The organism is Roseinatronobacter alkalisoli, from assembly GCF_028745735.1.
GTDB classification, from domain to species: Bacteria; Pseudomonadota; Alphaproteobacteria; order Rhodobacterales; family Rhodobacteraceae; genus Roseinatronobacter; species Roseinatronobacter alkalisoli.
Genome location: NZ_JAQZSM010000016.1, coordinates 1 through 23,703 on the forward strand (window position 1 = coordinate 1; position 23,703 = coordinate 23,703).

The 23,703-nt window shown below is 60.0% G+C and carries 29 protein-coding genes, 1 tRNA gene and 1 pseudogene; 18 read left to right on the forward strand and 13 right to left on the reverse strand.

Features of this window, described 5'->3' with window-relative positions:
• Positions 1 to 115 (forward strand): annotated as a pseudogene (locus PUT78_RS15335) (IS5/IS1182 family transposase); the annotation flags it as partial.
• Here PUT78_RS15335 and PUT78_RS15340 read toward each other — a convergent pair.
• The gene (locus PUT78_RS15340) at positions 103 to 708 is read right to left on the reverse strand and encodes an ATP-binding protein (protein ID WP_274353152.1); all 606 of its coding nucleotides are present in this window, start codon (positions 706 to 708) and stop codon (positions 103 to 105) included. The pseudogene PUT78_RS15335 and the gene PUT78_RS15340 sit on opposite strands and share 13 nt — an antisense overlap.
• Before the next feature lie 544 nt (positions 709 to 1,252).
• Here PUT78_RS15340 and PUT78_RS15345 point away from each other — a divergent pair.
• Positions 1,253 to 1,912, forward strand: a complete 660-nt coding sequence (locus PUT78_RS15345) for a COG3904 family protein (protein WP_274353153.1) — start codon at positions 1,253 to 1,255, stop codon at positions 1,910 to 1,912.
• A gap of 107 nt (positions 1,913 to 2,019) precedes the next feature.
• Here the strand turns inward: PUT78_RS15345 and PUT78_RS15350 are convergent, their stop codons facing one another.
• The 3 genes from PUT78_RS15350 to PUT78_RS15360 are packed head-to-tail and all read right to left on the reverse strand — an operon-like array spanning position 2,020 to position 2,879.
• Positions 2,020 to 2,256, reverse strand: coding sequence for a hypothetical protein (locus tag PUT78_RS15350; RefSeq protein ID WP_274353154.1), 237 nt, complete (start codon positions 2,254 to 2,256; stop codon positions 2,020 to 2,022).
• Positions 2,249 to 2,734, reverse strand: coding sequence for a hypothetical protein (locus tag PUT78_RS15355; RefSeq protein ID WP_274353155.1), 486 nt, complete (start codon positions 2,732 to 2,734; stop codon positions 2,249 to 2,251). The genes PUT78_RS15350 and PUT78_RS15355 overlap by 8 nt, the downstream gene beginning before the upstream one ends.
• 7 nt (positions 2,735 to 2,741) lie before the next feature.
• Entirely contained in the window at positions 2,742 to 2,879 is a 138-nt protein-coding gene (locus PUT78_RS15360; RefSeq protein ID WP_274353156.1) for a hypothetical protein, read from the reverse strand.
• A gap of 830 nt (positions 2,880 to 3,709) precedes the next feature.
• Between PUT78_RS15360 and PUT78_RS15365 the strand changes: the two genes are divergently transcribed.
• The 7 genes from PUT78_RS15365 (at position 3,710) to PUT78_RS15390 (ending at position 7,906) form a co-directional block, all read left to right on the forward strand.
• Positions 3,710 to 4,081, forward strand: coding sequence for a hypothetical protein (locus tag PUT78_RS15365; protein ID WP_274353157.1), 372 nt, complete (start codon positions 3,710 to 3,712; stop codon positions 4,079 to 4,081).
• On the forward strand, positions 4,081 to 4,302 hold the full coding sequence (locus PUT78_RS15370) for a hypothetical protein (RefSeq protein WP_274353158.1): 222 nt from the start codon (positions 4,081 to 4,083) through the stop codon (positions 4,300 to 4,302). Before PUT78_RS15365 ends, PUT78_RS15370 begins: the two co-directional genes overlap by 1 nt.
• A gap of 100 nt (positions 4,303 to 4,402) precedes the next feature.
• On the forward strand, positions 4,403 to 5,395 hold the full coding sequence (locus PUT78_RS15375) for a PD-(D/E)XK nuclease-like domain-containing protein (RefSeq protein WP_274353159.1): 993 nt from the start codon (positions 4,403 to 4,405) through the stop codon (positions 5,393 to 5,395).
• Between the two features lie 3 nt (positions 5,396 to 5,398).
• Positions 5,399 to 6,502, forward strand: coding sequence for an AAA family ATPase (locus tag PUT78_RS15380; RefSeq protein WP_274353160.1), 1,104 nt, complete (start codon positions 5,399 to 5,401; stop codon positions 6,500 to 6,502).
• Positions 6,502 to 6,759 (forward strand): hypothetical protein, encoded by a 258-nt coding sequence (locus PUT78_RS15385; protein WP_274353161.1) that lies wholly within the window; start codon positions 6,502 to 6,504, stop codon positions 6,757 to 6,759. Before PUT78_RS15380 ends, PUT78_RS15385 begins: the two co-directional genes overlap by 1 nt.
• A gap of 11 nt (positions 6,760 to 6,770) precedes the next feature.
• Positions 6,771 to 7,037, forward strand: coding sequence for a helix-turn-helix domain-containing protein (locus PUT78_RS23820; protein ID WP_420793509.1), 267 nt, complete (start codon positions 6,771 to 6,773; stop codon positions 7,035 to 7,037).
• Complete coding sequence (locus tag PUT78_RS15390) at positions 6,923 to 7,906, forward strand: tyrosine-type recombinase/integrase (protein WP_420793510.1); 984 nt, start codon at positions 6,923 to 6,925, stop codon at positions 7,904 to 7,906. Before PUT78_RS23820 ends, PUT78_RS15390 begins: the two co-directional genes overlap by 115 nt.
• Before the next feature lie 55 nt (positions 7,907 to 7,961).
• Here the strand turns inward: PUT78_RS15390 and PUT78_RS15395 are convergent.
• Positions 7,962 to 8,038: transfer RNA gene (locus PUT78_RS15395), tRNA-Pro, on the reverse strand.
• Positions 8,039 to 8,190: 152 nt separating this feature from the next.
• Here PUT78_RS15395 and rnd point away from each other — a divergent pair.
• Positions 8,191 to 9,357: a ribonuclease D gene (gene rnd / locus PUT78_RS15400; protein ID WP_274353163.1), complete on the forward strand. Its 1,167-nt coding sequence runs from the start codon at positions 8,191 to 8,193 to the stop codon at positions 9,355 to 9,357.
• 151 nt (positions 9,358 to 9,508) lie between these two features.
• On the opposite strand, the gene PUT78_RS15405 is transcribed toward rnd, so the two are convergent.
• Positions 9,509 to 9,976, reverse strand: coding sequence for a hypothetical protein (locus PUT78_RS15405; RefSeq protein WP_274353164.1), 468 nt, complete (start codon positions 9,974 to 9,976; stop codon positions 9,509 to 9,511).
• Positions 9,977 to 10,169: 193 nt separating this feature from the next.
• Here PUT78_RS15405 and PUT78_RS15410 point away from each other — a divergent pair, with 193 nt between their 5' ends.
• The 3 genes from PUT78_RS15410 to fabD all read left to right on the forward strand — a co-directional run bounded on the left by PUT78_RS15410 (position 10,170) and on the right by fabD (position 12,491).
• The gene (locus tag PUT78_RS15410) at positions 10,170 to 10,595 is read left to right on the forward strand and encodes a SufE family protein (protein ID WP_274353165.1); all 426 of its coding nucleotides are present in this window, start codon (positions 10,170 to 10,172) and stop codon (positions 10,593 to 10,595) included.
• Positions 10,592 to 11,413 carry a sulfite exporter TauE/SafE family protein gene (locus PUT78_RS15415; RefSeq protein ID WP_274353166.1) on the forward strand — a complete coding sequence of 274 codons (822 nt, stop codon included), beginning with the start codon at positions 10,592 to 10,594 and terminating at the stop codon, positions 11,411 to 11,413. The genes PUT78_RS15410 and PUT78_RS15415 overlap by 4 nt, the downstream gene beginning before the upstream one ends.
• Before the next feature lie 148 nt (positions 11,414 to 11,561).
• A complete protein-coding gene (gene fabD, locus PUT78_RS15420; RefSeq protein WP_274353167.1) occupies positions 11,562 to 12,491 on the forward strand; it encodes an ACP S-malonyltransferase in 930 nt (309 codons plus the stop codon).
• Between the two features lie 141 nt (positions 12,492 to 12,632).
• Here fabD and PUT78_RS15425 read toward each other — a convergent pair whose 3' ends face one another.
• From PUT78_RS15425 to tkt, 3 genes are all read right to left on the reverse strand, one after another.
• A complete protein-coding gene (locus PUT78_RS15425) occupies positions 12,633 to 13,190 on the reverse strand; it encodes a lipid-binding SYLF domain-containing protein (protein ID WP_274353168.1) in 558 nt (185 codons plus the stop codon).
• 209 nt (positions 13,191 to 13,399) lie between these two features.
• On the reverse strand, positions 13,400 to 14,392 hold the full coding sequence (gene hemB / locus PUT78_RS15430; RefSeq protein WP_274353169.1) for a porphobilinogen synthase: 993 nt from the start codon (positions 14,390 to 14,392) through the stop codon (positions 13,400 to 13,402).
• Positions 14,393 to 14,537: 145 nt separating this feature from the next.
• A complete protein-coding gene (gene tkt, locus PUT78_RS15435) occupies positions 14,538 to 16,556 on the reverse strand; it encodes a transketolase (protein WP_274353170.1) in 2,019 nt (672 codons plus the stop codon).
• 219 nt (positions 16,557 to 16,775) lie between these two features.
• Here tkt and PUT78_RS15440 point away from each other — a divergent pair, with 219 nt between their 5' ends.
• Together PUT78_RS15440 and PUT78_RS15445 are read left to right on the forward strand one after the other, a co-directional pair.
• Positions 16,776 to 17,267 (forward strand): hypothetical protein, encoded by a 492-nt coding sequence (locus PUT78_RS15440; protein ID WP_274353171.1) that lies wholly within the window; start codon positions 16,776 to 16,778, stop codon positions 17,265 to 17,267.
• Positions 17,260 to 17,649 carry a cell division protein ZapA gene (locus PUT78_RS15445; protein WP_274353172.1) on the forward strand — a complete coding sequence of 130 codons (390 nt, stop codon included), beginning with the start codon at positions 17,260 to 17,262 and terminating at the stop codon, positions 17,647 to 17,649. The genes PUT78_RS15440 and PUT78_RS15445 overlap by 8 nt, the downstream gene beginning before the upstream one ends.
• A 299-nt stretch (positions 17,650 to 17,948) precedes the next feature.
• Here the strand turns inward: PUT78_RS15445 and PUT78_RS15450 are convergent, their stop codons facing one another.
• From PUT78_RS15450 to PUT78_RS15465, 4 genes are read right to left on the reverse strand one after another with little or no spacing between them, the layout of a single operon-like run.
• A complete protein-coding gene (locus PUT78_RS15450; RefSeq protein WP_274353173.1) occupies positions 17,949 to 18,743 on the reverse strand; it encodes an alpha/beta hydrolase family protein in 795 nt (264 codons plus the stop codon).
• 14 nt (positions 18,744 to 18,757) lie between these two features.
• Complete coding sequence (locus PUT78_RS15455) at positions 18,758 to 19,234, reverse strand: SAM-dependent methyltransferase (RefSeq protein WP_274353174.1); 477 nt, start codon at positions 19,232 to 19,234, stop codon at positions 18,758 to 18,760.
• Positions 19,231 to 19,956, reverse strand: a complete 726-nt coding sequence (locus tag PUT78_RS15460) for an RlmE family RNA methyltransferase (protein WP_274353175.1) — start codon at positions 19,954 to 19,956, stop codon at positions 19,231 to 19,233. Before PUT78_RS15460 ends, PUT78_RS15455 begins: the two co-directional genes overlap by 4 nt.
• 17 nt (positions 19,957 to 19,973) lie before the next feature.
• A complete protein-coding gene (locus PUT78_RS15465) occupies positions 19,974 to 21,122 on the reverse strand; it encodes a Ppx/GppA phosphatase family protein (RefSeq protein ID WP_274353176.1) in 1,149 nt (382 codons plus the stop codon).
• Between the two features lie 265 nt (positions 21,123 to 21,387).
• Between PUT78_RS15465 and PUT78_RS15470 the strand changes: the two genes are divergently transcribed.
• Genes PUT78_RS15470 through PUT78_RS15480 form a run of 3 tightly spaced genes read left to right on the forward strand, consistent with a single transcriptional unit; the run spans position 21,388 to position 23,666 of the window.
• Positions 21,388 to 21,693 carry a virulence factor gene (locus tag PUT78_RS15470; RefSeq protein ID WP_274353177.1) on the forward strand — a complete coding sequence of 102 codons (306 nt, stop codon included), beginning with the start codon at positions 21,388 to 21,390 and terminating at the stop codon, positions 21,691 to 21,693.
• Between the two features lie 35 nt (positions 21,694 to 21,728).
• The gene (locus PUT78_RS15475; protein ID WP_274353178.1) at positions 21,729 to 22,652 is read left to right on the forward strand and encodes a methylenetetrahydrofolate reductase; all 924 of its coding nucleotides are present in this window, start codon (positions 21,729 to 21,731) and stop codon (positions 22,650 to 22,652) included.
• Positions 22,653 to 22,676: 24 nt separating this feature from the next.
• Complete coding sequence (locus PUT78_RS15480; RefSeq protein ID WP_274353179.1) at positions 22,677 to 23,666, forward strand: methyltetrahydrofolate cobalamin methyltransferase; 990 nt, start codon at positions 22,677 to 22,679, stop codon at positions 23,664 to 23,666.
• Positions 23,667 to 23,703: the final 37 nt, after the last annotated feature.

A 23,703-nucleotide genomic window follows, 5' to 3' on the forward strand; every position in this document is an offset into this window, starting at 1 on the left:
AATCATGTTTGGCAGGCTCAAGGACTGGCGGCGTGTCGCAACCCGCTATGATCGCTGCCCAAAAGTCTTCCTCTCAGCCATCGCGCTCGCCGCTACAGTCATCTATTGGCTATGAGTCCTGACCCTAGGGCGAACGTGCTTGCCAGAGAACGAAATTTTAAAACTTGTTCCTTGTTCCAATGCATCAAAGGCGCTGCTATTTGTTTTTGCGGGCTCAATTATAGGACGCGCCACTGTCCCCGCTTGGTCTTCTATCCATTCTCGACCCCGACGCATCACGCCTTCGTAGATGAAGAAATTATTCTTTGTCCGAATTGTTAGATCGTTGAAGCCATATGCAATATAGGTGACACCAACGCCCTTATTTCCACGCGTCTCACCCCCAGATTTAAAAGAAATACTTGGAGCAAGGAAAGATCTAAATTCCACCTCTTCGAATCCGCACCCGTTATCGATGATCTCGATAGAGTTTTCTTGCAAGTTGACTACAACTTTGATCTTAGGTTTTTCGCTCAATTCAGAGGAAAAGCGCTTCTCAACGGCATCCATTGCGTTCTGTATAAGTTCCGATAGCGGGTCGTAGTTGCTAACATAAGACTTCAGAATGTTTTTGATTTCACGCTTCTTAGCGGATGCTAGTACATTCGCATCGACCGCACCTGCCGCTTCCAAAGGATCCCAGGTCAAATTCTTGGTAACCGATGCCATGTGCCGACGCTCCTAATTCAAAAGGCTGCTGCTGGACGAGATCTTTGCTCGACGTAGGTGACAGGTATGCCACTTTATCTCGGATTAGGCTAGCCATCTGCCTGCACTGGCTTCGCTATTCCGTCAGCCTTGGGGGGCGGTGACCGACCGGTTTCTGCGCCTGAAGTTCGCGGTGATCGCTAGACAGAGTTTCCGCAAACTGTGCAGCGCAGCGGTCCGTGCATGATGCGGCGAATGTCGGCAAACCGCCCCCTGCGTCGGTCATGGTGCAACAGCAAAGGGTCATCAGTCGGATGGCGCGAACGGCATAAAGGTCCCGCTCAACCGCCATCCGCTAGTCGAAAATGCAGCATGCATGAACGGTAGGAATGTGAAAGCCGCACTGCATAGTGACCGCGTGGGGGCCGTCTCGAATGAATAGCGGCCTGACCAAGTCCACCGGAAGTAGACAGCCATCTTGACAGGCGCCCGCGCGAAGCGCCTACATTTAAGGACCTGACCGGGACATTTCTGGCGAATCCTTTTCGCTTGGGAAAGGGGATCCATGACGCGATGGTTGCACAACTTCCTGAAGGGCGACGCGGTGCTGGTTTCAATCCTGGTGCTGTCACTTTCGGGGTTGGCCGTACTTGGCGCTATCGTGTGGCGCGCAGGCGCACCGGTCCCTGCACCACTGCCGACACCACCCCCTGCCTACACGCTGTCAGTGTCCGAGGACGAGAAGTCCATCCGCATTGAGGGAGCAATCGAGTTGGGCATCACTGCGGCGCTGTCCGAGCTTCTCGATGACATCGGAGATGTTGGCGTGCTGGAATTGCAAAGTGGGGGCGGGCGGGTGCCTGAAGCGCGCGGCCTGATCCGGCTGGTTACCGAGCATCAGTTGGCGACAGTGGCGCGGGGTGATTGCCTGTCGACCTGCGCACTTGTTTTCATGGCTGGCTCCCCGCGGCGGATGGAGGACGGAGCACGGCTGGGCTTCCACAGTTATGCGTTGAATATGCCAGTGGTGTCCACCCTGATGGACGTGAGCGCCGAACAGGCCAGAGACATGGCGGGGTTCCTGGCGCGGGGCATTGACGGGGCTTTCCTCGACCGGATCGTCGCAACACCGCCCGAAAACATGTGGTTCCCGTCGCGTCACCTGTTGCTTGAGGCAGGCGTTCTGACTGAACCGCCAGTAAACGCTGCAGATACCATTCCGTGATCAACGATCGTCCTGTTTGAAAACCCCGCGACCCCGCTTGGCGTTGGGCGGAATGTGTTGCAGCGCATCCCGGCATCAGCACCACCGAACTCCAACAACCTGGCACCTCAATCCAAGCCGAGTTTTTTCCTGATCGCCCTCTCTGAGAGCTCGAGTATCAGGGCGGATAGCTGTTTGAGCGACAATGAAGCAACTTCGGCGGGCGTGAGTACCCGCTTTAGCTGATTCCATACATCCGCCTGCTCCATTGAGGCCAACAGATTGTGGCCCGCAGTTGTCAGGTCGCGGACAAGAATGGTTTGCACAAGCCGCCCGTCCATCGCGATGGGGCGCCCGTCAATCATCTGCCTCTTCGGTCAGGGCGGTGACACCCGCCCCATGGCCGAACATCTGCTGTTGCAAACCTTCGAACACGCCAACCCCCGCCAAAACAGCCGCAGCCTGATAACTTTGCATCACGCCGCTACTGTTTATCCCGGTCGGATCATGCTCCACTTCGGAATCATTGGAGATCAGAACGACGCGGGCAGGGGCGTCTTGATCCAGACTGCTGATCGCCGCATATCCCTTCTTACCTGTCGCAAAACGAAAAAATGCCGCAAGAAGCTGATACAGACCTGCGCTGTCAAGCCCGATCGTCCGAAGAGCGGGGCCGTCATCATCAACTTCGCGGCGAAACCCCTTCCCGGCGGCGATGTACCAGGTATCATGATTAACTCGGCTGACATGCTCTGAGCTATCGGTATACCAAGCAATAAAAGCGTCTACGACGTTTTGTTCTGTCCCGTTGTGATCAATACTGACTGACAACATGTAATCCATGAACGCTTTACCTTTTCAGTTCAACAGGTGCGATGATCGATTCATCTTCCAGAACGTGAAGGGGCGTCGCGCGAGGTACTACTGCGCCAACCAAATCATCAAAGCTCGCATTGATCGGTTTGATATGATCTTTCTTGTCAGCCATTGATCAGTCCTTTGTAGGTCAGCCGCTTGCCGTCCATACGGTCAATCGTCATTCCGATGAAGTTCATGGTGCCAATTGCGTTCTCAATCTTAGTGATGGGATGTGGTCACTGCGGAAGCTCGAGCATAATTGACCTAGACCTGTTTGCAACGAACGTCTGACCAAGTAACCTTGAAATATCACAATGCCCCGCCCCGCGCGGGGCTTTTTCATGCGCGCCGCAGCCCGGCGCTGACAAAGCGTCAGGACTCGACTCTGGCGCGAACTGCCTGCAGGCTTCCCATACCCCCGAATCTGGCTGGCGGCCGGTTGGGGGCAGGGGTAGCGCCCCTAAGTGGCCCCACAGCTAGGGGCTGCGAAGGGCTTGATGGAGCGTGGATGCGCGCAATCAGGCTCGCCCGGCAAAAGCAGGTGCACCTGCCGATGCCAAGCCGCCTCGCAAGGGCGGGATACAAATACTGAGTGTGGTGCAACCATGCTCGAAGGCCTTCGGGCGCTGCTTTGGGGAACCCCTCATGCAGACTCGATTGACGGCAGTCAGAAGGGTTGTGACGCTCCTTGCGGAGATCGCGACCATTCTGGCAGGGATTATCGCAATAGCCGAATGGCTACTGTGATACCCAGGGGAGGTTCCGGCCTCCCCTACCTTACCCTTCACATCACTCATTTGCATCCCTCGTTCGCGCCAGAGCGAAAGCCCTGACAGGGTGATTCTGGCACGCAGGGCAGCCATGCGCAATTAAATATTGCGTTAATCGCAATATAATGCTTGACGGAAGTTGCGCTTATCGCAATAAAGTGCCCATGCCCCAACGCATGGAGACACCGCAATGACCGCCCACGCTACATTCACCCCCGCCGAAATTGCACAGGTTCGCCTGCACAGAAAGACCATGCAGGCGCTGGAATCCACGCTGTTTGCGGCCCGCCAGTCCAGCGACCCTGTGCGCGTGCTGTCAGAGGCGCTGATACGGCAGATGGATTGCGAGGAATTCACGCAGGTCATCGAAGCCATGCTTACGATCTGGAACGCGGAACCCGCCGATAGCGATATGTGCCCGCATTACGGTGCGCGCATGTCACTGGCCGAAGCTGCCAATGACGTGATGCATGACTATGCGCTGGAGGAGGGCAGCTACTACCGGCTGCGCGGGGCGGTTGACCACGCTTTCGGGCCTGCACTGTTCCGGAGGGCGAACTGATGTCCGTCCGCGAGGATCTACTCGCCGCGATGCACGATCTGAACCGTGCGCAACACTCCCTAGCGATGGCGCTGGCGCATGACAGCACCGCCGGGTTGGAAGGTGTCCGCCGCGATATATCGTCCGCAGACCGCTGCCTCGCTACCATTTCGCAGCCAGCAAATCCGCACCGCGGCATGGCTATTCTGCTGGAGGATATCGCGCAGAGGGCACGGGCATGATCCGCATCGCAATCGCGTTCCTGCTTGCTCTCATCGTGCTGCACATCACCCCGAATGCGGCGCTCCACATCACCCATCCCGCAACGATTGAGCATTGACTATGACCCACCTTGCCCCCGGCATTTACGCCGACATACCGGACACGGACTACCACGCCGACACGCTGACAGCGCAGCCTGCGCTGTCCAACTCCATCGCCAAGCTGCTACTGCGCAGCCCACTGCATGCGTGGACAGCGCACCCGCGGCTGAACCCGCACTTCGAGCGCAAGGACTCCAAGGTTTTCGATCTGGGAAGGGCAGCGCATCGCGCGGCCTTGGGCAAGGGCAGCGACTATGCGGCCATTCCGGAAGACTATCTGTCAAGCAATGGCGCGGCCAGCACCAAGCTGGCCAAGGACTTCATTGCCACTTCCCGCGAGCAGGGGCTGACCCCGCTCAAATCGGAGGAAGTGGACCAGATCGGCGCCATGGCCGAGAAGCTGCGCGCGCGGCTGGCCGAATATGGCATCACGCTGGATCCGGCACGAAGCGAAATGACAGCCATTGCTGAGATTGACGGCGTGCCGTGCAAGTGCCGGGTGGACAACGCGCCCGCGGCGGCAATGCGCATCCCGGGCATACCGATGCCGCGCAAGGTGCTGATCGACCTGAAGACCATCGAGGACGCCAGCCCGGACGCTGCGCGGCGCGCGGTTGAGAACTACGGGTATGATTTTCAGGGGGCATTTTACCCCGAGGTATGGAAAGCGGCCTGCGGTGAAGATCGCGATATGATCTTTGCGTTCATCGAGAAACTGCCGCCCCATGAAGTCGCGGTGGTGCATCTGTTGAACGAGCCGGGCCACTCCGGCGACTGGTTCGAGGATGCACGCGCCAAGACAGCGGCAGCCCGCGCACTCTGGAAGGAATGCAGCACGACCAACCGCTGGCCCGGCTATCCGAACGGCATCATCACGCTCGAGGCCCGCCCGTTCTTTCGCCAGTCATGGCAGGACCGTGCCGCCATGCTTTGCCAGACCAGCAAGCCCACCGCTGCCGCATTGCGCGCAGCATATGCCGCACAGGCCCCACACAGAATTGCAGGAGAATAACACATGGGAATGATCCGTTTTACACCTGTCGCCGAACTGACAGACCCGCTGACACTTTCAATCGGCCTGTCCGGCGGGTCCGGTACCGGCAAGACCTACAGCGCCCTTCTGATGGCACGCGGCATCGCGGAGGTTGTCACGGGCAGGGCTGGCGCCCCCATAGGCTATGTGGACACCGAGAACCGCCGGGCGCTGCACTACAAGCAGGCGTTCCCCGAAATGATGCATTTCGACATGAAGGCCGTTGACGACAGCGGCAATATGGTCGGCTTCGGGCCGGAGCGCTGGATACAGGTGATCGATGCCGCAGAGGCCGCGAAACTGCCGGTTCTCGTGATCGACAGCTTTTCGCACGCATGGGAAGGCGTGGGCGGGGTGCTGGACCTGCACGCGCAGACGCTGGACAGGCTGACCGGCGGGGATGACAACAAGAAGAACCAGCGCAGCCAGCTCGCATGGGCAGCAGTAAAGCCCCGCTACCGCCGACTGATCGACCGCATCGTGCGGGCGAAGTGCAACATCATCATCTGCACGCGCGCCAAGCCGGTCATGCAGGAAAAATCCGCAAAGACCAACTGGCAGGAAGTCAATGCACGCCAGACCAAGACCCGCCGCCAGGACGTGCCTTGGGATCCGGCTGCCGATGGTGACCTGATGTTCGAAATGACGACGATGGTCATCCTTGACCCGTCCGCGCCCGGCTGCCCCATCCACCAGATCAAAGTCGCCGACCAGTTCAAGGGCCTTCTGGATGCGCGCCAGCCCATGGGGGTGGAAACCGGCCGCGCCATGGCGAAGTGGGCCATGGGGCAGGGTGATGCGCAAAAGCAGAAGGATATTCTGGACGCAGCGCGCGCAGAGGCCCGCAAGGGTAGGGAGGCGTTTGTTGCCTACTGGAACAGTGACACCGGCAAGGCCAACCGCCAGCTGCTGAACACCATCAAGGGCGAATGTCAGGAGATCGTCGCGCGCGCAGAGCAAGAGGCCGCGCAGTCTGATGATGATCCTTTCGCCACACCAGCCCCGATCCTCACCGATGCTGAGCGCGAGCGCATTGCTCGCGAGGTTGCAGAGGAAGCGCGTGCGGCAGAAGAAGGGGCAGCGTGATGGCATGGTATTCGGAGCGTATGACACCGATCGGCCGCTGGGCACCGCAAGTCACACCCAACAAGCCCTGCGACAGAACCACCGACGGGAAGCACGTCACCCTGCGCCGTGTGCGTGAATTGCGGCCGCACGAGGTACATCTGACAGTTGGTGCCCTGCACGCAATCGAGAACGAGCGGGCACTGCTCGCTTGGGAGCGTGCGCAGGAAGAGGTTCCGGCCGCGCGGGACATGGTGGCAACGGGGATCGCGGAATGACGGCCCGTGCGATGACACCCGAACACGTAGCCGAGCGCTGGGAATGCAGCGCCGAAACCGTCCGCCAGATGTGCAGGCGGGGGGAGTTGCCACATTTCCGCGTCGGGCGCATGATACGACTGCGGCCGGAGCATATAGAGGAATATGAATGCAGGACTACCGGATCGGAAAACTCAACGGACGATTTGTCGTCACATGGCACGAGAGCGGGCACCGCCGCCGCTTCCGGCTTAACGCCGCAACAGCGCGCGAGGCTGAGGCGGAGGCCCGCCAGATAATCCTTGATGTGGCCGCACCGCGTGAAACGGCCAAAGTGTCCGAGATATGGGAAGCCTACCGCGCCGACAGGCAGGGCCGTAGCATCGCCGAATCCATGCTCCATACAGGTAAATCGGTCCTGCCCGCCTTCGGCCATTTCCGCCCCGAGCAGATCACAACGCAGGACTGCCGCGACACGATTGCGGCCTGGCGTGCCGGTGGAAAGCACGACGGCACGATCTGGACGCGCCTGAACCACCTGCGTATTGCGCTGAACTGGGCGCAGAAGATGCGCATCATCGACCGCGCGCCCCATATCGAACGGCCACCGCAGCCCGCCCCGAAGGACCGCTATTTAAGTCGGGCGGAACTGGACCGGCTGGTCAATGCGGAAGCCGAGCCCCATGTGAAGCTGGCCATTATTCTGATGCTGACAACTGCGGCGCGCATTACTGCCGCGCTACAGCTCACTTGGGACCGCGTCGATTTCGCCCGCGGGCAGATCAATCTGCGCACCGGGGAGGGGCACCGGAAAGGCCGTGCGGTCGTCCCTATGAACAATACGCTGCGCGCCGCGCTGGAGGACGCCCAAATGGGTGCGCTTACAGATTACGTCATTGAATGGGGTGGCAGGCCTGTAAAGTCCATCAAGCGGGGTTTTGCACGCGCCGTGGAGAACGCCGGTCTGTCCGATGTGACGCCGCATGTGCTGCGCCACACCGCCGCTGTACGCATGGCCGAAGACGGGACGCCGATGAGCGAAATCGCCCAATATCTGGGGCATACGAACACGGCCATCACAGAGAAGATCTATGCCCGCTATTCGCCCGAACACTTGCGTAGCGCCGCCGATTCACTGGAGTTTTCACAGCTTAAAATAGTGCGCTAAGGTTCGGTGAACCAAAGGGGCACTTAACAAAATTTACCTAAGTTATTGATTTATCTGGTCGGAGTGAGAGGATTCGAACCTCCGGCCCCTGCCTCCCGAAGACAGTGCTCTACCAGGCTGAGCTACACTCCGACCGATAGGTGGCGTATACGACCGCCCGGCACCTTTGGCAAGAGTATGAAAGCATGGAAAATGCACGATCCATGGGTGGATTTCCGAGGGCTTTCCAAACCACATAATATTGCATATGAATGACAAAAGCAGTCAGTAAATGCGGCAGGTATATGCAGCTTATAACAACGACGACGGCGCTGGCCGAATTTTGTGCGGCTGCGCGTGCAGCGCCTTATGTTACCGTTGATACCGAATTCCTGCGTGAACGCACTTATTATGCGCAGCTTTGCCTGTTGCAGATGGCGCTACCGGGGCCTGATGGGCCGACATCCGGGCCTGCGGTTTTGGTTGATCCTTTGGCTGATGGTCTGTCGCTGGACCCGTTCTATGAGCTTCTGCGCGACGAAAGCACAGTGAAGGTGCTGCATGCCGCGCGCCAGGATCTGGAGATATTCTTCATTGAAGGGGGCGTTCTGCCCAAGCCGCTGTTTGATACACAGGTTGCCGCTATGGTCTGTGGTTTCGGCGATCAGGCGGGATATGAAACACTGGTGCGCAAGCTGGCGAAAGCGCAGGTCGACAAATCCTCGCGCTTTACCGACTGGTCGCGCCGCCCGCTATCGGATGCGCAGCTGAAATATGCGCTGGCTGATGTGACTCATCTGCGTGTTGTCTATGAAGCGTTGGATGCGAAGCTTCAGGCAACTGGCCGTGCGCCATGGGTGGTTGAGGAATTGCAGACCCTGTCTGATCCGGAAACCTATATCCAGCGCCCGCAGGAAGCGTGGCAGCGTGTACGCACGCGCAATGATTCCGGGCGCTTTCTGGCGATTGTCCGCGAATTGGCGGCGTTCCGCGAATCCTATGCGCAGGGGCGCAATGTGCCGCGTTCGCGTGTCTACAAGGATGATGCCTTGCTGGAACTGGCATCGGTCAAGCCGACCGCGCCAGAGGATCTGGGCCGCACGCGCCTGCTGTTGCGCGAAGCCCGCAAGGGCGAGATCGCCAATGGTATTCTGGAAGCCGTCGCGCGCGGGATGGCCTGTGACCCGGAAGATTTTCCCAAGGCGCAGGCCGGGCGCGAAAACATGCAGGTTAATCCCGCACTGGCGGATCTGTTGCGCGTATTGCTGAAAGCCAAATCCGACAGCACCGATGTTGCGGCGAAACTGATTGCATCCGCATCGGATCTGGACGCGCTGGCTGCTGGGTTCCGCGACGTTCCTGCGCTTGCTGGGTGGCGCGCAGAAGTGTTCGGCACGGATGCCCTGCGTTTGTGCAGGGGCGAGGTGGGCTTGGCCGTAAAGGGCGGCAAGGTCGATGTGTTCGGGATCTGACACGCCTTTGGGGTCAGCCGGGGGCCTCGACCCGTGGTTGCAGGATTACACTACCTGTTGACCCTGTGAGTTCGCAGATCATGACGTGCGACGTCATTCCTGCGTTCGCGTGGGCAGGCTGCAACGCCAGCCGGATTGCGAAACCTGACGGTCAGCGCCGGATTTCGCGCTGGTTCTGCGCGCCGCGCACCACAATGCGCCGTACCCCTTCCAGACGCCGGTTCGACACTTTCACGCCTGCGGTCACTGTGCGCGATGCTTCTGACCCTGTTCCACTGCGCGACATGGGGCTTGCCACCACGAATTCATAAATCAATGTGCCATCCAGCGGGTATCCGTCATTGAGGGGGCGCAGTTCCACGTCCCACCATCCCTGTGTCCCGGTCACGCCGGTCGCGTGAACAACGGCCCCTTCGGGGGTGCGCAACACTTCCATTTCCGTCACCACGGGCACAAGCGCGCGCCGGTCAACCGTGCCGCCCCATCCGCCTGACGGGGCCAGGGTTTCGGCGGACTGACCGCCGAACCAGTTGAACGGGTTCATCCGCGACTCGCGCATTGAACCGCAGGCCGACAGGACCAGTACCAAAACAAGCGACGCAAGAAGGGACTTTTGCATGACTGGTCCTTTTGATAATAACTGTGCATTGCAGGGCTTTCCTACGGGTTAGCCTAATTCGCAAGCTTTGAAAAGTGCCCCTGAAGCAATGCGGGACAAGCAGAGGCGTGCCGGAATATATCTGGCGGATCAGGCTGGACCTTGGCGGTGTTGGGGCTTAGGACTGTCGGCAGTTCCAGACAAGAGGCCACTCATGGCAAGCCCGGCTTTTGAAGACATCGCTGAAACCTTCGATTTTCTGGATGATTGGGAAGATCGCTATCGTCATGTCATCGAGCTTGGTCGCGCGATGCCCCCGCTTGATGATGCGCTGAAAACACCTGCTACCCGTGTTGAAGGGTGCGCAAGTCAGGTCTGGATTCAACCGATGCCAAAGGGCGAAGGGCCGGAGGCGACATTCGATTTCATGGGCGATAGCGACGCGATGATCGTGCGCGGGCTGATCGCGGTGCTGCATGCCCTTTATGCAGGTCAGAGCGTGGCTGACGTGCTGAAGACAGATGCGCAGGCCGAACTCGCGCGGCTGGGGCTGGATGATCATCTGTCCTCGCAGCGCTCCAACGGGTTGCGCGCCATGGTGGGGCGCATTCGCGCGGTCGCCACCGAGATGGCCGGATGACTTTCGATCCCGTTCTGCTGGCACAGCTGACGGCGCTGCTGGTCGTCATTGGTGCGTTTGCCGGTGTCGTTGCTGGGCTTCTGGGGGTTGGCGGGGGCATTGTGCTGGTGCCTGCCTTTTTCTATCTGTTCACTGCGCTGGGTTATGGTGGCGCGCAGGTAATGCAGGTCTGTCTGGCGACATCACTTGCGACGATCATCGTGACCTCCGCGCGTTCTGTGCAAAGCCATAACAGGCGTGGCGCTGTGGAATGGCCCATCCTGCGCGGCTGGGCGCTGGGTATTGGTATTGGTGCCGTCATCGGTGTGCTGACTGCCGCGATGCTGCGATCCGTGGTGTTGCAGGGCATTTTTGGTGTTCTTGGTGTGCTGATCGGGCTGTGGCTGGCATTTGGTCGTGCGGATTTCCGGCTGGGAAACACTATGCCGACAGGCCCGCTGAGAGGGGTGATTGCCAGTGCGGTCGGGTTTCTGTCGGTGCTGATGGGCATTGGTGGCGGGTCATTGGGTGTGCCCCTGATGACACTCTATGGTATGCCGATTCACCGCGCAGTGGCCACTGCCGCCGGTTTCGGAATTCTGATTGCGGTTCCGTCGGTTCTGTTCTTCCTGTTCGTGCCGGTGGCCGATGCGCCCCCGCTGACGATTGGCGCGGTCAACTTGCCAGCCTTTGGGGTTGTCGTGGCGATGACACTGATAACGGCGCCCTGGGGTGCGAAGCTGGCCCATGCGCTGGACGCCACGCCATTGAAGCGGGTCTTCGCTGCATTCATTATCCTCATGGCGCTGAACATGCTGCGCAAAGCGCTGGGCTGGTAGCGGCGGAAAACGGGGGGGGGTCTGCCCCGCGCGGCCCATCGCGGGCCGCCCCCCACCAAGACTATTTTGCCAAAGATGAATGTCCCCATGCTTGCGCAACCGGTCTGATTGCGGCATGTCTGGCACAGCATTGAGCAAGGAGAGCCAGATGAGCCGCGCATTCGTTTTTCCGGGGCAGGGTGCCCAGACCATTGGCATGGGGCAGGCGCTGGCCATGGCCTATCCTGCAGCGATGGCCGTGTTTCAGGAAGTGGACGAGGCGCTTGGTGAAAAGCTGTCTGCACTGATCTGGGAAGGGGATATCGCGGATCTGACACTGACCGCAAATGCGCAACCTGCGCTGATGGCAACGTCGCTTGCCGCGCTGCGGGCAATGGAAACCGAAGGGGTTGCGATTACAGATGCAGCCTTTGTGGCCGGGCATTCCCTTGGTGAATATTCGGCGCTTGCCGCCAGCGGGGCGCTGGCGATTGCTGATGCGGCGCGGTTGTTGCGCATTCGCGGGCAGGCAATGCAGGCCGCCGTTCCGGTGGGCGAGGGCGCGATGGCCGCACTGCTGGGGCTGGATTTCGCCACCGCCGCCGAAGTGGCCGCCGAAGCCGCCCAGGGGCAGGTTTGTCAGGCCGCCAATGACAACGACCCCGCACAGGTGGTGGTGTCCGGGCATAGGGCGGCAGTTGAACGTGCGGTTGAAATTGCAAAAATCCGTGGTGCGCGGCGTGCGATGCTGCTGCCTGTCTCCGCGCCATTTCATTGTACGCTGATGCAACCTGCTGCGGAGCGTATGGCGGATGCGCTGGCCGATGTGGCGCTGCACGCGCCAGCGGTACCACTGGTTGCCAATGTCCGCGCAGAACCGGTCAGCGATCCCGAAAGTATACGCAAGCTGTTGATCGAACAGGTCACGGGGTCGGTGCGCTGGCGTGAATCTGTGGCATGGATGGCTGGACAGGGCGTAAATGAATTCTGGGAAATCGGCGCGGGCAAGGCGCTTTCGGGAATGATCCGGCGAATTGCAAAAGAGGCAGAGACACGCAATTTCGCCACGCCCGAAGATGTTGCATCGCTGACGGCCTGATGCGGCGGGTTGCGCGGGGCGTGGGTGAAACCCGTCTGGGGTTCCCGATATACAACTTGCCGAGAATTAACGAAATCCCGGCTTTTCGGAAGTTCAGCGAACAACCGAAAAGCCGACAGGCGCAGCGCGCCATTGCCTGCTTCAGGGGATGATGCGGGAATACAGCACACCTGCAAGTGACGCGCCCGCCAGCATGCCGGATTGGCCGAAGACCACCGCGATAACCGGTGCAAATTGCGTTGTGGTTTCTGCGCCCATCGCGCCGCCCTGTGTGGGCGTTGCATAGCGCAGGTCCGCGCTGGCGGCCCAGCCTTCGGACATGCGAAAATCCTGCAAGGCTTGTTCGGTCATGAAAAACAGTGCATGCGCATATTGTTGCGCACCTACCTGCAACCCAACGCTGGCGCGCGTGGCCGAGTAGTAGTCAACGGTAATGTCGTCAATGCGCAAGGCGCCACGGCCATAAGACCCGCCGACAAACAGCCCTGCTTCCGTCACGACAGGGATATAAAGAATCCCGCGGGCATTCTGGAACAATTCCCCCAGCGACGGGTAAGTGTTGCGCAGATAGTCGCGCGCGGCATCTACGCGGGCGTCCAGAACATCCGCGCCCTGTCCGCCAATGGGGTTGCCGCATGCGGCCAGCGCGGCGGTTGCGCCTGTTCCAAGGATCACGCTGCGGCGGGATAGCTGTTTCATTGTCATTTTCCTATGCTCTGGCCTAATGCAGTATGGCCTGCCTCTGTTCTGTCCGGTTGCGTCGGATCGCGTTATTGCGCGGTATCATACGTGTAAATCAAGCACTTGTCATCTGTCAGGGACATGGCTGTCTGATACTTGCGCATAGTTTTGCCTGTTGCCGGGCAAGATTATGTGCCGGTTGGCCGCAGGAAGCACAAATCCTGCCCTTATCCCTTCAGTGCTGCTGCCACGCGCGGGGCAAAATATGTCAGCACCCCGTCGCAGCCCGCGCGCTTGAAGGCCATCATGCTTTCGAGCATCACCTTCTCGCCATCCAGCCATCCGTTTTGGGCGGCCGCCATCAGCATCGCATATTCGCCGGACACCTGATAGGCGAAGGTCGGGCGCTGGAACCGGTCCCTGACTGCGCGGCAAATATCCAGATAGGGCATCCCCGGCTTGACCATGACCATATCGGCCCCTTCGGCCAGATCGCGCGCCACGCAGGCCAGCGCTTCTTCGCGGTTGGCGGGGTTGATCTGATAGGTTGCCTTGTCCCCCACCAGCCTGCCCGATGCGCCGACAGCATCGCGGAACGGGCCGTAAAACCCGCTGGCGAATTTCGCGGCATAGGACAGGATTGCGATATCCTTGTGGCCTGCCGCTTCCAATGCGCTGCGCAACGCGCCGATACGACCGTCCATCATGTCCGAGGGGCCAAGAATATCGGCGCCTGCCTCAGCCTGTGCCAGCCCCATTCTGACCAGCGCTTCCACTGTTTCGTCATTGAGGATCCGGCCATCGACCACCAGCCCGTCATGGCCATTGGCATTATAGGGATCAAGCGCAATATCGGTCATGACCATCAGATCCGGCAAGTCCTGCTTCAGCGCACAAATGGCGCGGTTGGTCAGGTTGTCGGGATTCCACGCCTCTTCACAGGTGTCTGTGCGCAGGGACGGGTCGGTATAAGGAAACAGACAAATCGCGGGGATGCCAAGTGCATAGGCGTCCGCAGCGGCACCCAGCAATTTGTCAATGGACAGGCGGCTGACACCGGGAAGTGAGGGTATCGGGTCTTCGATCCCGTCGCCATCGCGAATGAAAACAGGCCAGATCAGGTCGCTTGCAGAAAGCCCGTTTTCCTGAACCATGTCACGCAGGGCACGGGTGCGGCGCAGACGGCGTAAGCGCGCGGCGGGGAAGGGGGCTGGGGTCATGATCGCGGCCTTTTCTGGTCTTTCGGACTTGGTGCCATGGCAGATGGACAATTGGAAGCCCTGTACCCGCACAGGCCGCGTGGTTTGCACGCACCCGGAAACAAAAGATAGGGTGCGTGGATACCACGCACCCTGAGCTTCACTGTTAAAGCAGCGCCTTGACCTTCTCGGCGACAGCTTCGGCGGTGATTCCGAAATGCTGGTAAAGTTCGGGCGCGGGCGCAGAGGCACCGAAGCCTTCCATGCCTACAAAACCGGCCTTCTCGCGGCGACCGCGTTCGTCGCACAGCCAGCGGTCCCAGCCAAAGCGCAGGCCAGCTTCGATCGCCACGCGAACGGGGCCTGCGGGCAGCACCTTGCGGCGATAGGCTTCGGGCTGATCTTCGAACAATTCCCAGCAAGGGAAAGACACAACCCGCGTGCCGATCCCTTCGGCCTGCAGCAGGTCGCGCGCGGCCATCGCGATTTCCACCTCGGACCCCGTTGCCATCAGGATGGCCTGACGCTTGCCGGTGGCTTCAGCCAGGACATAGGCCCCTTGCGCGGTCTGGTTCCTGACCTTGTGTTCCGTGCGCAGTGTGGGCAGGTTCTGCCGGCTCAGTGCCAGCACCGATGGCGTACGTGGGGCGGTCAGCGCGATTTCCCAGGCTTCGGCCGTTTCAACCGTGTCGCAGGGACGGAAGACATAGGTGTTGGGGGTCGCGCGCAGCATGGCCAGATGTTCGACCGGCTGGTGGGTTGGCCCATCTTCGCCCAGACCGATGGAATCATGCGTCATGACATAGGTGACCGGCACACCCATCAGCGCCGAAAGCCGCATTGACCCGCGCGCGTAATCGGTAAAACACATGAATGTGCCGCCATAGGGTTTCACACCACCATGCAGTGCCAGGCCATTCATGGCCGCCGCCATGCCATGTTCGCGGATGCCGTAATAGACATAACGCCCCTTGCGGTCTTCTGGGCTGAAGACGCCCAGACCGGCGGTCTTGGTGTTGTTGGAGCCCGTCAGATCCGCCGATCCGCCCATAGTTTCGGGCATGATTTCGTTGACGACTTCCAGCACCATTTCCGATGATTTGCGCGTTGCTACCTTCGGTGTGGTTTCGCTGATCTGCTTTTTCAGTGCGCGGATTGCGGATTCCAGCTTCTTCGGCGCCTCGCCTGCCATGCGGCGGGTGAATTCGGCCTGTTTTGTGCCGGACAGTTTGGTAAAGCGCCCTTCCCATTCCGTGCGGGCTGTGGCACCTTTGGCACCGATCGCACGCCATGCATCCAGAATATCGGCGGGAATGTCGAACGCGCCGTGCGGCCAGCCGTAGATTTCCTTGGTTGCTGCAATTTCAGCATCGCCAAGGGGCGAGCCATGCGCACTGTTCGTGTCCGCCTTCTTAGGGCTGCCAAAGCCGATGATTGTCTTGCAATCGATCAGTACAGGGCGGTCCGACCCTTTTGCAGCGGTCAATGCGCGGTCAATATCGGCGGGGTCATGCCCGTCACAGGCCAGAACCTTCCAGCCCGCGGCGGCAAAACGTGCGCGCTGGTCGGTGGAATCCGACAGGCTGACGCGCCCGTCAATGGTAATGTCGTTATTGTCCCACAACACAATCAGACGGCCCAGTTTCTGATGACCGGCCAGCCCGATGGCTTCGTGGCTGATCCCTTCCATCAGACAGCCATCGCCCGCAATGACATACGTGTAATGGTCAACCACTTTCTGCCCAAATTCGGCGCGCAGTTTTTCTTCAGCCATGGCAAAGCCCACGGCGTTGGAAATGCCCTGACCCAACGGCCCGGTTGTGGTTTCCACGCCCTTGACATGGCCATATTCAGGGTGGCCCGCCGTGATAGACCCCCATTGGCGGAAATTCCTGATCTGGTCCAGCGTCATGTCTTCATAGCCGGTCAGATACAGCAGCGCATAGACCAGCATCGACCCGTGACCCGCCGACAGGATGAAGCGGTCACGATCCGCCCAATCCGGTTGCTTGGGGTCAAATTTCAGGTGCTTCTCAAACAGCACTGTGGCAACATCGGCCATGCCCATGGGCATGCCGGGATGGCCGGAATTTGCGGCCTGCACCGCATCCATGGCCAATGTGCGAATGGCGGTGGCTTTTTTCCAGTGTTCCGGGTTGGCTTGGCGAAGGGCGGCAATATCCACGGGCATCGATCCTTGTTGGGGCAATGTTTGCGCTCTCCATAGCAGTCTGGGCCGCAAGTTCAAGCAAAGGCAGCATGTCGCGCGGCCGGGGCATGGCAATCTTGGAAAATCGCCGGTTTGGTTGTAGGATTCCTGCATACAATCCGGGTTGTCTTGTCAGACGTGATTCGGCATGACAAAAAGAGGAATCGGAACAGGGCGACAGAAAGCAGGACATATATGAGCGATATAAAAAATCTGGAGCAGCGCATCAGCCGCGCGCTCGACCGGATTTCGCGTAATGTGGACGCCGTGCGCGCCACGCCCGTTGCGGTTGCGCAGACGCCGCAGGATGTGGCGCAACTGAATGCCCAGCTGGAGGCAGAGCGCGCCAGAACTGCACAACTGACCGAACGGGTCAATGCTGTGCGCCAGCGGCAGGAAAGTTCCTTTACCACGCTGGAACGCCGACTCGCCCGCATGACCGAACAGCTTGATTTGCAAAGTCTGGAAATGCTGCGCCTGAAAAAGGCGAATACCAAACTGATAGAAGCCAATCGCCAGTTGCGCGACGGGCATGAAGCCAAGGTCATCGAACCCAGCGCGATTAACCGGTCGCTGCTGGCTGAACTTGAAGCCTTGCGTGCTGAACGCGCGGCTGACATGGTTGAAATGGAAGATGTGCTTGGGGAACTGAAACCCTTGATCGCGACAGGGGATGACCATGCCTGAACAGACCATCATTATTGGCCACAAGGAATTTCAGGTCGCCTGTCAACCCGGCGAAGAAGGGTTCCTTCTGGCCGCTGCCGAAATGCTGGATACAGAGGCCCGCACGCTACTGGACCAGATTGGCCGTGTTCCGGCGGAACGCATGTTGCTGATGTCGGGATTGATGCTGGCCGACCGCACCGCAGGGGTTGAAGACAAGCTGCAGGCTGCAGAGGTCGAGCTGGCGTCCCTGCGCGAGGAAATCTCACGCCTGCATGCCCGGCCCATGCCGGAACCGCGCCAGATTGAAGTGCCGGTCGTGCCACAGGATCTGACCGATGCGCTGACTGAACTGGCCGCCCGCGCCGAAGCCGTGGCCGACGATCTGGAGCAACGCCCGTAAGGCGCCGCGCCGGGTTCTGTCGGATATTTGGCCGGAATGTTGTATCGGGGGCATCGGGTGTGTTGGCATATTCACCAGGCCCGCGCCTGCGACGGGCCGGAGTCTGCCGGTGCCATACTGGAGAAGTTAACTTTATGCAGGCGGCACAATCGCAAGCTCAAAGGCTTGGCGTGAGATCAGCTAAACCGGCAGGCCGCGGGACAGCCCACCGGTGGCGCGGCGGCCTTGCGGCCTTTGCTCCGCGCCTTTGGGGTGTGTAAACATCTGCTTCACACCAGCCCTGCATAATCTTCCCCGCGCTACCGCGCGATATGGGCCAGTGCCGCGCGCAGGGCCGCGTTGAATTCCGGATGGGAGTAAATGTCATTATGCCCCGCCGGAATGCGCGCGACATGAAGGCGCGCGCTGTCTGACGCCATCAACCCGGCAATCAGCGCTTCACTGCGCGCGGGAGGGATGACCTCATCCCCCGTGGCGGTCAGTATGGCGACTGGGATCTGGCGGTCACGCAAATCGCTTAGCGGGTTCATGTCATGGCGCAAAAGCCATCTGACAGGCACCCATGGCATGCTGCCCCGCGCCACATTGTGCAGGCTGTCAAACGGTGTGACCAGTAGCACCCCCTTCAACTCGCGCACCGCGCCCAGATAAGCGGCGGCACCAGCGCCAACGCTGAACCCGACGGCTATGGTCCCCGGCGCACCGTCGCTGAGGACGTCATGGATCAACACCGCGTCGCCGCGCAGGGCCTGCGCCGACGGGGTGCCGGTGCTGGGGGAGTAGCCACGAAAATGGAATGTTGCGACCGGGTGGTCGGGGGCGTGCTGGTGCAGAAACAGCGCCAGACTTTCTGCGTTCCAGGCATTGCCGCCAAAACCCAGCAGCAGGGCGGTATCATTGCGCCGACCGGGTATGCGCACGCCGTGCAGTTCATCGCCGTCGGCGCTGCGCAGGGTCAGTCGTTCGGTCTGGCCGGGCAGGGATGGGGCGGGGCCGACAAGGGCGCGTGGAAAGATCAGGGATGTCTGGAAAATGGCCAGAAGCCCGATCACCAGTGCATAGATTGCGAAGGCGACCAGAACCAGTTTCAACATGCCCCCCATCGCGACTAGGCCGGCAACTGATCGACACGCGGAATATGCGGTTTGATGTCAATCAATGGCGTACCGTTGATGGTGTCTATAGCATCAATCGTGATCCGGCCTGCATCGATATCCAGTTCCAGAACCCTGACAACGCCCATGCCAATGGGATTGGGCCGTGCAGGGGACCGCAGGTTGAATGTGCCGGTCGGTGTATCGCGGTGGCGCGGTTTCTGGCGGATCAGGTCGCGCGGCGCGCGATCCATCCAGTAAAGCAGCACCAGCACATCGCCCGTCACAATGCCATCCAGGCCCGCGCGGAATTGCGGTTCAACCCACAGACGGGCCGGTTTTCCGGCCTCGCGGGCTTGCCCGATGTTTCTGGGGCAATCCTCCAGCGACCAGTCGCTTTCGATATGACCGATAAAGGTGATTTCGGCATGCATCGCGAATGGCGCGTCAAGGCGTTGTTCGCCGGGGCGTGCGGCGAAGCGGTCCTTCATTCGGGGTCACTTTCACGTCCCCCGCGAAACCCTTGGGCCACAACATATTTTTCGGAACTGTCGGACCGGCTGGCAGGCGGTTTGACATTCGCGACCTTTTTGAAGTTCTGCTTCAGCAGGCGCTGCAGATCGCCTTCTGCCCCGCCGGCCAGAACCTTGGCGACAAAAGTGCCGCCTTCTTCCAGCACATCAAAAGCGAAATGCGCTGCCGCGTCGCAAAGCGCCATGATGCGCATGTGGTCGGTCTGCTTATGCCCGCTGGACGCCGCTGCCATGTCCGACAAGACCACATCAGCCTTCCCGCCCAGCCATTCCTTGACCTGATCATCCGCGCCTTCGTCCAGAAAATCCAGCACATGGGCCGTGGCACCGGGCAGGGGTTCCACTTCCTGCAAATCCACCCCCAGCACAAGGCCAGTGCGCTTGCCCTTCTTTTCGCCCAGCGGGTTTACACGCGCAACCGCGACCTGCAGCCAGCCCCCCGGCGCACAGCCCAGATCGACAACCCGCGCACCTGGCACAAGGAAGCGATACTTGTCATCGAGTTCAAGCAGCTTATAGGCCGCGCGCCCGCGATAACCATCGCGCCGGGCCGCCGCCACATAAGGGTCGTTCAACTGCCGTTCCAGCCATCGGGTGGAGGACAGCTTGCGCCCGCGCGCAGTCTTGACCTTGACCTTCAGTTCGCGGCTGCCGCGACCGGATGTGTTTGTCGTTTTCATTTGTCCTGCGCCTTTCGTCAGGCTTGCATGTCAAGCGCGCCATCGCGGCTCATCTGCGCGTAAAGCAGCCCCTCGCGCAACCCGCGATCGGCAACCGACATGCGTTCGGTCGGCCAGACGCGCATCAGGGCGGTCAAAATCGCGGCACCGGACATGATTTGCGTGTGCCGGTCGCGCCCGATGCTGGGGTCTTGCCTGCGACCGATGGGACCAAGCGCCAGATATTCGCGGATAACCTTGTCCACCTGCCCTGAATTCATCACCAGCCCGTCAACCTTGGACCGGTCATACCGTTTCAGCCGCAGATAGGACGCCGCGACAGTGGTAATGGTGCCCGATGTGCCGATGATCTGAAAGGCCTTGTGTTCTTTCAGGTCGCGATAGGGTGTGAAGGCTTCAAGCTGTTCTTCGAAATACCAGCTCATCAGCGCAAACCGTGCCGCGTCATCATCGACATCGGCGAAATAATCCTTCAGCGTGGCAACCCCGAGCGGCACACTGATCCAGTCAATGACCTGCGGTTTACCCTGCACCGGATCGCGGTTGAAGGCGCCGTGATACATGCCCATGATGGCATTGCGGCGCTTTTCCGGCGCAACGCGCGACAGATCGATCCAGACCAGTTCGGTTGACCCCCCGCCAATATCGATCACCAGAAGCTGTTCGGTTTCCACGGCCACAAGCGATGCGCAGGACACCACGGCGAGGCGCGCTTCTTCTTCGGCGGTGATGATGTCAAGGCGCAGACCGGTTTCCGCATGGGCGCGGCGGATGAAATCGCGGCTGTTCCGTGCGCGCCTGCAGGCTTCGGTCGCCACCAGCCGCATGCGCGACACATTATGGCGTTCCAGTTTCGCGCGGCAAATCCGCAATGCCTGCAATGTGCGCTGCATCGGATGATAGGATAACAATCCCGAAGATTTCAGGCCGGTTCCAAGTTCTACAGCTTTGGAAAAACTGTCCACCACTTCGAAGTGCCCGCCGAGGGGACGGGCAATCAACATGCGACAGCTATTCGTCCCCAGATCAAGTGCCGCATAAAGTTGCGGCGACCTTGACTTGGGGTGGCGCGGTGCCTTTGCCGATTTCCGGGCAACGGCAACAGGCGCCGCGCCGTGTGTCGAATTCGGGGAAGCGCCCGCGCCTGCGGGACGCTCGGGCGTCATTCTTCGCCCTCCAATATCGTGTTAGGTATGAACGTAATCAACCGCCCCGGAATAAGCAAGTGTTTGCGCGTCACGGTGGGGCGGGTAATTCACCCGCAGGGTCATAATGAGGTTGAAAGATATGACGGCTGCGCCTACTCGTTTTTCCGGCAGGGACGGTGAAGGACTGACAGGTCGGCCCGGTGCGGACGCAGGTCGCAACCAGACGGGACAGACGCGCGGCGCGGTGGCCTATGGGGGCAATGGCCGGAGGAAGGAAAAAAACATGGCACAGCTTGTGATCGTTTACTGGCGCGATATACCTGCACAGGTGATCGTGGGCAAAGGCCGCAAGGCGCACAAGATTCAGCTTTCCGAACGCTTTGAACAGGCGATTGACCGCTGCGCCATGAAAGTGGGCGCAAAGGATGCGGATGCCTATCTGGCGGAATGGCGCAAAGCCCCCCCCATCGAGGTCGCTGGAAGCGACGAAGATGTCGCGAAATCCACCGCAGCTCAGCTGGAAGCGCAGTATGACGCAGACAGGCTGAAGCTGCTGATCGTCAATGACGGCTGGGCAGCGAAGGTCTGACCGGAATGACCCGCCCCCGTTTACTGGAGAGCATCATGGCGCTTTTGAATTTTCGTCGCTCCGCGCAACCCGGCACGGCCACGCAGAACACTGCCGAAGTCGAGGCCCTGATGCAGGGCTATTCCATCGAAGTGATGCCGCGCACAGCCGAGAAGGTAGCCGATTTCCGCGCCATTCTGCCAGTCGGCACACGTGTCTATATCGCCCATATTGACGGCACCCCCATTTCCGACATGGTTGCGACGGCTGCCCGCCTGCGCGCCGAAGGTATGGAACCGATGCCGCATTTCCCCTCGCGCATCATTGCGGACAGGCAGGAACTGACGGACTGGATTTCCCGTTATCAGGGCGAAGCCGATGTGAAGCAGGCGCTGTTGCTGGGTGGCGGAGTCAGCACGCCGAAAGGCGATTATGACAATTCCATGCAAATGCTGGAAACCGGCTTGTTCGACGGGTTCACCCGGCTGCATGTGGCCGGCCATCCCGAAGGCAACCGCGATATTGACCCCGATGGCGGCCAGCGTGTCATTCTGGATGCCTTGCGCTGGAAGCAGGGTTATGCGCGCGAAGCAGGCGTGAAGATGGCCATTGTCACCCAATTCGCATTCGAGGCAAAACCGGTTATAGCATGGGCGCAGGATTTGCGCGATCAGGGCATCACGCTGCCGGTGCATCTGGGTGTTGCCGGGCCTGCGAAATTGCAGACGCTTATCAAATTCGCCATTGCCTGCGGTGTCGGCCCGTCGCTGCGCGTGCTGCAAAAACGCGCCAAGGATGTGTCGAAGCTGTTGCTGCCGTTTGAACCGACAGAACTGGTCGGGGAACTGGCCGCGCACAAGGCCGCAAACCCTGATTTCGCCGTGGAACGCCTGCATTTCTTCCCGCTTGGCGGGATCAAGGCCAATGCCGACTGGAATATCGCCAATGGTGGGGCCGCCGCCCAACCGGCGCAACACTGACCGCCCCTTTTTTCCGGAGAGATCATGACCCGCACTGTCCTTGAATCCGCAACCAAGACTGTTGTCATCGGCTTTGACGAGCCATTTTGCGTGATTGGTGAGCGCATAAACCCCACAGGCCGCAAGAAGCTGGCGGCGGAACTGGAACGGGACGATTTCTCGACCGTTGAATGGGACGCGCTGGAACAGGTTGCTTGTGGCGCGACGGTACTTGATGTGAATTCGGGTGCTGTCTTTACCAACAAGATGGCCGCAGACCCGCGTTATGCGGACAATAATTTCGTTGAACCAATGTTGATGAAAGCCCTGATTGAACGGGTTCAGGCCGTGGTGGATGTGCCGCTTTGCATCGACAGTTCGGTCCCCGGCGCGCTGGAGCAGGGCTTGCAGGCTGCCTATGGACGCCCGCTGTTGAATTCCGTCACTGGTGAAGAGGAACGGCTGGAACTGGTGCTGCCGCTGGTCAAGAAATACAATGTGCCGGTTGTGGCGATTTCCAATGATGATACCGGCATATCCGAAGACCCCGAAGTACGGTTCGCCGTGGCGAAAAAGATTGTCGAACGTGCTGCGGATTTCGGCATTCCGGCGCATGACATTGTTGTGGACCCGCTGGTCATGCCAATCGGGGCCATGGCGACCGCGGGGCAACAGGTGTTTTCACTGGTGCGGCGTCTGCGCGAAGAACTGGGTGTGAACACGACGTGTGGCGCGTCCAATATCAGCTTTGGCCTGCCCAACCGGCATGGTATTAACGCGGCGTTTCTGCCTATGGCGATCGGTGCAGGCATGACCAGCGCGATCATGAATCCTGTGCGATCCGTCGAAATGGAGGCCATCCGCGCCGCAAACCTGCTTATGAACCATGACGCAAATGGCGGCGCATGGATCGGGTTGTCCAAGGTTCTGGAAGCTGTGAAGGATGGTGTCAGCTTCGCCGAAGCGTCAAAAGCCGCGATGGATGCAGGCGCGCGCACCGGCGGGCGGCGTGGCGGTCGGCGGTCGCGCGCCTGACGCCAGTTCGCGCAAGCACGTACTGGCGGAACTGCCA